Source organism: Senegalia sp. (in: firmicutes), from assembly GCF_052088025.1.
Lineage (GTDB): Bacteria > Bacillota > Clostridia > Tissierellales > SIT17 > Anaeromonas.
Map to the genome: position 1 here is coordinate 1 of NZ_JBQCYD010000069.1, position 6913 is coordinate 6913.

9 protein-coding genes are annotated in these 6913 nt (G+C 27.6%); 1 reads left to right on the forward strand and 8 read right to left on the reverse strand.

What is annotated here, in order from left to right:
* Positions 1-182: 182 nt before the first annotated feature.
* From ACTHUW_RS12095 to ACTHUW_RS12110, 4 genes are all read right to left on the reverse strand, one after another.
* Positions 183-632, reverse strand: a complete 450-nt coding sequence (locus ACTHUW_RS12095; RefSeq protein WP_442213412.1) for a hypothetical protein — start codon at positions 630-632, stop codon at positions 183-185.
* 35 nt (positions 633-667) lie between these two features.
* Positions 668-943, reverse strand: coding sequence for a hypothetical protein (locus ACTHUW_RS12100; RefSeq protein WP_442213414.1), 276 nt, complete (start codon positions 941-943; stop codon positions 668-670).
* A 55-nt stretch (positions 944-998) separates the two neighbouring features.
* Complete coding sequence (locus ACTHUW_RS12105; RefSeq protein ID WP_442213416.1) at positions 999-2369, reverse strand: plasmid recombination protein; 1371 nt, start codon at positions 2367-2369, stop codon at positions 999-1001.
* A gap of 481 nt (positions 2370-2850) precedes the next feature.
* Positions 2851-3417, reverse strand: coding sequence for a hypothetical protein (locus ACTHUW_RS12110; protein WP_442213418.1), 567 nt, complete (start codon positions 3415-3417; stop codon positions 2851-2853).
* Positions 3418-3487: 70 nt separating this feature from the next.
* Here ACTHUW_RS12110 and ACTHUW_RS12115 point away from each other — a divergent pair, with 70 nt between their 5' ends.
* On the forward strand, positions 3488-3811 hold the full coding sequence (locus ACTHUW_RS12115; protein WP_442213420.1) for a hypothetical protein: 324 nt from the start codon (positions 3488-3490) through the stop codon (positions 3809-3811).
* 42 nt (positions 3812-3853) lie between these two features.
* Here ACTHUW_RS12115 and ACTHUW_RS12120 read toward each other — a convergent pair whose 3' ends face one another.
* The 4 genes from ACTHUW_RS12120 to ACTHUW_RS12135 all read right to left on the reverse strand — a co-directional run bounded on the left by ACTHUW_RS12120 (position 3854) and on the right by ACTHUW_RS12135 (position 6890).
* A complete protein-coding gene (locus tag ACTHUW_RS12120; RefSeq protein WP_442213423.1) occupies positions 3854-4036 on the reverse strand; it encodes a RepB family plasmid replication initiator protein in 183 nt (60 codons plus the stop codon).
* A 21-nt stretch (positions 4037-4057) separates the two neighbouring features.
* Complete coding sequence (locus tag ACTHUW_RS12125; protein ID WP_442213426.1) at positions 4058-4261, reverse strand: hypothetical protein; 204 nt, start codon at positions 4259-4261, stop codon at positions 4058-4060.
* A 123-nt stretch (positions 4262-4384) separates the two neighbouring features.
* A complete protein-coding gene (locus ACTHUW_RS12130) occupies positions 4385-5341 on the reverse strand; it encodes a replication initiation protein (protein ID WP_442213428.1) in 957 nt (318 codons plus the stop codon).
* Between the two features lie 1201 nt (positions 5342-6542).
* Positions 6543-6890 carry a DUF5316 family protein gene (locus tag ACTHUW_RS12135; RefSeq protein ID WP_442213430.1) on the reverse strand — a complete coding sequence of 116 codons (348 nt, stop codon included), beginning with the start codon at positions 6888-6890 and terminating at the stop codon, positions 6543-6545.
* Positions 6891-6913: the final 23 nt, after the last annotated feature.

A 6913-nucleotide genomic window follows, 5' to 3' on the forward strand; every position in this document is an offset into this window, starting at 1 on the left:
ACTAATAACAATCCACTAAAAAAACTTTTCATTTTCCTAGCCTCCTTATTTTTAAATTAAATAAAATAATTATTATGATAAGGTTAAAATAAAAAATCGGATAAAGTGTAAATGACACTCTATCCTAATCACCAAATACACTGTTTGTTTTTATATAATATATATTATTAAAACTAAATAATTTAACTTTTAACCTCCTTAGACTGCTTATAAAAACTTGTAACAAATAAATATCCGAACATTAACTGAGAAGCAATAATAAAACTGGAATCATTCTTAAAGAATATAAACATGGGATAAGTTAATATTTTATAGATTGGATTTTCAATAAATCGATACATAGCAAAGAAACTCATTGAAAAATATAAAGTTGGAACAACCATTAAAAATATTTTAGATAAATTAATCTTCCAAGAGCCTGATTTTTTAATTTCGCCGACTATATAATCTAAGCCTAATACGGTACCTACGCCTATTTTAACAATCATAGACATTACTATATAAGTAAGACCTACATCAAAAGTTTCTTTTTGATATATAGCTCTTTGTCTTAATATATAGCTATCTAAGTATAATAAACCGAAAATTAATAATATATAAAATAAATACTTCTTCCAATCTTTATTCTTCATAGAACTCATCTTCCTTTCAAATATATGAAATTATACTATTTTGCACTCTTAAGCCTTGCTATATCTGAATAATTGCTTGCTGTAACTATTTCAACAGTAGACAGGTCTTTTCTTAGTTGGTCGATAGAATCTTTTAACTCTAGATGTCTATTAGCATTTTTAGGATCTAGTTCTCCAATCATTTCTTTAATCTCTTTTTGTCCATTTTGTAATTTGACTTGTCCTTCTTTAAGTTCTCTAATCTCTGATTTTATTGGATCTAATTCTTCTTTAAGTATCGTTCTGATAGATTTCATTAATTCTTTATCCATTTTAAACAGCTACTTAATTTAATATTATACCCTAAATTCAACAAACTCTTTAAATTTATCTGCCACCAAGACTTGGACCTCTATTTTGAGATCTTTCTATTTTTTTAAAATGATCTATGTTTTCTTGAACTCCCTTGCTTATTCCTATTTTTTCATTGACCTCTGTAGCTAAGTCTTTTTCCCCGACTTGTTCTAACCAAGATTGAGTATAGCTATCTAAGGCATTTATTAAATTAATTTGCCTTTTATTTAAGCCAATAGCATAATCTTCTTTATCGTGTACCAGTAAATTTATAGCTTTCATTTGATTAGTAAGAACACTAGCCAAATTGTCAGCCTTATCTTGTAAAGGCTCTATCTTAGAGTTTTCCACCTCTAATTCTTTAATTTGTTCTTGTAGAAAGTCCACTTTTTCATTTATATTTAATTGGTCTTCATAAAGAAATTCATATTTATTTTTTATCTTTTTTACTTCTTGAAACTTAATATCAAATGCCTTATCTTTATCCTTTAATTCTCTGCCTCTTTTCTTCAATCTATCAGCTAAAAGGCTTAATTCAACCTCTTTTCCTTCAAGTTTTTTAGTATATTTTGATACAGTTTTTTCTGTAACAGAATTATATTTTGCATTATTAGCTAGTTGTTCATAGTCTTTGTTTTCAAGAAAAACCTTGTTTAAAAAAGGGATTTTACTAGGTTTGAATTTTATTGATTTATTCATATACTTATCATATTGTTTTTCTATTTGTTCAGCATAAATCTTGTATTCATCAACTGTTAAATGCTTTCTATCAGTCTTTTTATCTATGATTTCTAGCTTATAATCCTTAGCTATTTCTTTTAAATATTCCTTTTCTCTTTCCTGCCATTTCATAGTGGAGTTGTTATTTCTTCCAGTACCCTTAGAAATGCCCATATTCTGATGTGCCTTTGTCAAACTGTTCCTAGTATCCAAACCCCTCTTGTAGCCAGTAGCAACTGGTATATAATCGATATGAAGGTGTGGACTAGCTTCATCAAGGTGCATTTTCATATTAAAGACATAAAGGTTTGGATTTCTCTCCTGGAAGTCTCTAGCATATTTATCTAAAATATCTATAGCTTGTTGTTCATTTCCAGAGCCAAAACCGTGGGAATACTTATCTCCTACTTGAATAACATTTTCATAAAATAATTTTTCATTATTTCCTGATTCCTTTATTTGTTTCATATAGCTTTTTATTTTTCTATCGTTTCTAGTTTGCTTTTGATTGTATTTTTCAACTGCTTCACTAAAACAATTTTCATAAGCATCTTTTAAAGATTCTTCTTTATAATTTATATTATCCTTTATTCTATTTGGATCTACATTATCATGAACAAATTCCCTATTATTATGTTCTAATGCACCTGATCCTGTAACAAATGAAATTGCAGCTCCTGACATTTCATTTCCTCCTTTTTCTAAGATATCATCAGCGATAAATCCTTCTTAATCATCTTAATGTGATTATCGCCGATGTAACTACTATTGTCAATAGTAGTTACTCAATACTAGTTACGACACTTATGTGCCAAAACTAATTGAGCTCTGCGAGGCTTAAAGGCAATAAAAAAGAAACTTTAGAGACAAAGTTTTCATTCATTTTTAATAAGTCCAGGTAGTATTATTTTGAGGAGTTCACTCAAAAAATCTCCACCTGGACTTATTAAATTTCATCTGCTTTTAAAGAATTAGGCTAAGGCGAAGCAGAATATAAAGTTTCTGATTCTTCCCCTTAGCCTTAATATATTTTAGCAGATGAAATCACTCTTTTATAATTTTCTAAGCCATTAAAGATTTAAGGCTTAGCTCTTAAAAATATAAATTTCATACTACATCAAATACCTTGTTTATCTTATACTCTGCCCTTAAGATTTCAAACTCCCTAATTTGCCCTGAAAGTAGTTTGAACTCCTGGTATCACTTTATATTTTTTAAAATCTAAAGAATATGCACTTCCTGATAAGTATGCAACACCACCATTATTTTTATTCATTGTTACAGCCCCACTAACTGTAGAACCTAAAGCTCCTAAACCACCTATCACTGCATCCCTACTAAATCCTGAATAGTATCTAAGTTTTACAAGTCCTTCGAAATTATATGGCCATGCCGTTGCAGGTCTAACAGACCAATATACAATTCTTCCAGAATCTCCTGCATAAATACTAGAATATCCCCCTGGTCCTGTGGCAGAAGAAAATGGAGTGATTCTAGGTTCAGTATTGCTTACAATACTATCTGGATGATTTAAAATAAAATCTGAAATTTCTTTGTCATTACCTAGATCCCAAACGGTGATTTCATCATCTTCATAAGTAACTGTACCTATTTCTTTTAGCTTCTCTAATTCACTTTCAAAGGCTTCGTCTGCCTTATCAACTGCTAAAGCAGGAATAGATATAACTAAAAGAGATAAAACAATAAAAAAAACTGAAAAAAATCTTTTCATACTTAACACCCCTTTTATATCTTTTGTTTCTATTGTACAATATATCATAAAAGGACATGGAGTGATAGTAATGGAACAAACTTATAATAATTATTACGAAGATTTTTTGAAAGGATTTTGTAGAATTAATGATATTTATTTAGATTTAAAATTTGAAAAGATAGAGGGAATGATTGCTATTAATATTAAAAACACCCTTAAAAATGGTGTTAGCCTAGATTGTCTAAGAGTAATCGATTTTATTTATCGAACAGTTATACCTTTCAATATCCAATATACTCAGACTTTACATTTGTATCCTGGCGGAAAAGAATTAGAAAAAGTTACTATATTGTTTACTGAAGATGATTATAAGTTAATAAATAAAAACCTTGAAAGTCCAATAAGAAGTTAAACAACCCTAGTTTAGAAATTTCTAAACTAGGGTTGTTTAAAATTAAAAGTTATCAATTCGATCTCCTAAATTTAATCTAGTAGATTTTTCTTTTAACTTTAATGAATAATGTACTAAATCATCATAAAATCGGATTGTAATATTTCCATCAGCTTTATCAAAATTAATTCTTGAAAACCAACCAGTTATATACTCAAATTTTCTTACTTTTATTGGTTTAAACAAAGAGCAAACAAGAATAGAATTTTACAATCCAAGACTTTCGATTAACTCTTCAAAACTATTATAATATCCCCCACCATTCCAAAACACCATTTTATCATCTTGATCATAGCCATTTGCTTTAATAAATTGCTTGTTTTCCTCGTTAAATAAAATCAAATAATCCTTTTGAATATCTAAAATCAAAACTTCTCCAGCACCAGTATTTACTCTTTTACCTACTTTCATCTTAAAACACTCCTTTAATAAATTATATTCTAAAAAACAAGGCTTTTAAATGCTTTCTAAGAGCTTTAAATTATTTATAAATACAATAGGTATATTGATAAATAGCCACTTACAAGCCTTTATTTACCTTTCGATATAATAATCTAAACTTATCTGACCTATAGCTGAAGCATAATCATTTTCCAAAGCCTTTAAAAGATATGAATAAGAATTTCTTGCTTTGTTTTTTATGTGATTATAATTAAGTCTTACATATTCAAATAAATCTATATCCTCATTGCCAGCTTTTTCAACTGATTTTTCATATAAATTCATAATTTGAGTTGAGCTAAAGTTCTCATTTTTCAAACCCATTTTAGTTTTCATTTTTCTAATATCATAAAATTCATTTAAAAAATCAATGTAAACTTTTTTGTCCTGATCCTTTGCTTCTATGGTAAATAGAATACTTGTTATTCTTCTACCTGTTTTTATTTTTTCATAATCTATATTTAGGTCTGTATATTCGTTGATTTCATCTTTAGCAACTTTTAAAACCCTTCTTTCTAAGTCATAAAACCTTGAATACATACTTTCTTCCATTCCTAAACATTCTTTAAATTTATCCAACTTAAATTCCCTTTTCCCAATAGTTTCATACTGTTTTAAAAGTTCATAAATCCTTATTGAGTAAGTACTTTTCATTGAAAGAATATTTTTTAGCTCATATCTTGTAAATCGTTCCTTTAATTTTAATAAATATGGAACTAAATCTTCATCAAATCTTATAGTTATATTTCCATCTCCTTTGTCAAAATTAACTCCTGAAAACCAACCAGTAATATACTCAGATTTTTCTGTATCTATTATTATTTCTTTTCTCCTAAGATTTCTAGCGATATTTCTTACTTGTTCATAGTTTCTATCTGTGATGTTTAAAATCTCAATAAATTCACTTATATTTAAGCTTATAGAATTAAATTTTTCATCGTTTCTATCTAGCTTTGAAACAGCACACAATACCATTTTCTGCTCGTTTAAATTTAAATTATAATTTGCAGATATCAAATCATTGGATTTTACAACTAACTTATTTGTCATTTAAATCCCTCTTTTTATTTTTAATCCTAACTTAATCTTGTTGTGTTGTCAACGATTACTTCTTGTCGTTGTCGTTCTATTTCAGTTTTTTGTCGTCTCTATTTCAGTTTTTTGTCGTCTCTATTTCAGTTTTTTGTCGTCTTATCGACTCTGAACTCCTTGCAAACAGTGATGTCTAGGCCTCGTAAAAGTAGTTAAAAGTAGTTAAAGAGTTATTACTATATCTTTCTATCTCTCTAATAAAAAGTTATCCACAGAAATTTAAAAACAAAAATCAAAAGATAAAGCCAATAATAAGATGAAACTTTAAAATCGAATTTAAGGACTTTTGATGTACAAGCAGTACAAATATACGAATTAAGCATATAAAGACCTCCTAGAGCTAGCTATGGACTTTATAACTATATCTAGGAGGTCGAACAATGCTATTAAATTTATTTTACAAATTTGATTTAAGTATTTTCTTTAAAACTCCTAAACTTTCTTTTAATATCATCAATAAAGAAAATAAAAGCACCAAAAAATCACACCGTTATTTCGCCTTCCTATAGTTTGTAATACATTTAAATAAGGATGAGCAACCAAAAAAAACACAAAAAGCCTAAAAACGCATTTTAAAAGGAGCAAATCTTTTATATTTTTCATAATATTTAAATAATATATTCATATATAAATGAAATCTATGGTTTGATTTTTCTGAAAATTCATTATATGCTTCATATGATAGTGTTTTAGGTATTTTAAAAATAAAAATGAGTTTAAAGGCATAAAAAATTATAAAGCTTTTGTTTTTAAGGAAGATGTATTTAAAATTAACAATGAAATAAAGCCTCTTGCTAGTTCTTCTGAAGAAGATAGTGATGATACCTACAGTGTATACTATTTAATTAAATTTGATTATGATAAAATTAGTTACCCAAAGTCAGGTATTCGACCTAATACTTCAGAAGTTAAAATAATTAGTACTAATTCAGGCGTTGTAGTAGGAAATGCTAAAATTGTACAAAAAGTATGGGGAACAGTTTATGATACTGACACAGGCAGTAGCCATGCAAGTGATTTTTATTCTAGGGATATTAATATTTCAAATCCAAGCACAGGAACTTCTTATATTAGAAGCTTTACTTCTCCTAGAAATTATTATTATGATACAATTGCAAATGGGCAGTGTGGCTTCGGAATTATATTGACTTTGCATAGATCAGATCCTAATAGATATTGGAATTATTCTACAGGATTTCTTGGGAATGATGGTGGAATAGGTTTTTAAATTTACACAAGATAAAATAAAGAACGATATAATAATTGGAATCCCAAATAAAATAAATTTAGATGAAATTTCTAATCTTTTAAATCTTTCCTCTTTTTTTTCAGTAGATGTCCTTCTATATATATTTTTGCTTAAAAGTCCTGATAAAATAGCACCAATGGCAATACTGCTGTATCCAATCATTTGAGTACTTAAGGTGAAAAAGGTTTTATTTTTAATTATAAATGATATTATTATAATTAAAAATACTAATAACAATCCACTAAAAAAACTTTTCATTTTCCTAGCCTCCTTATTTTTAA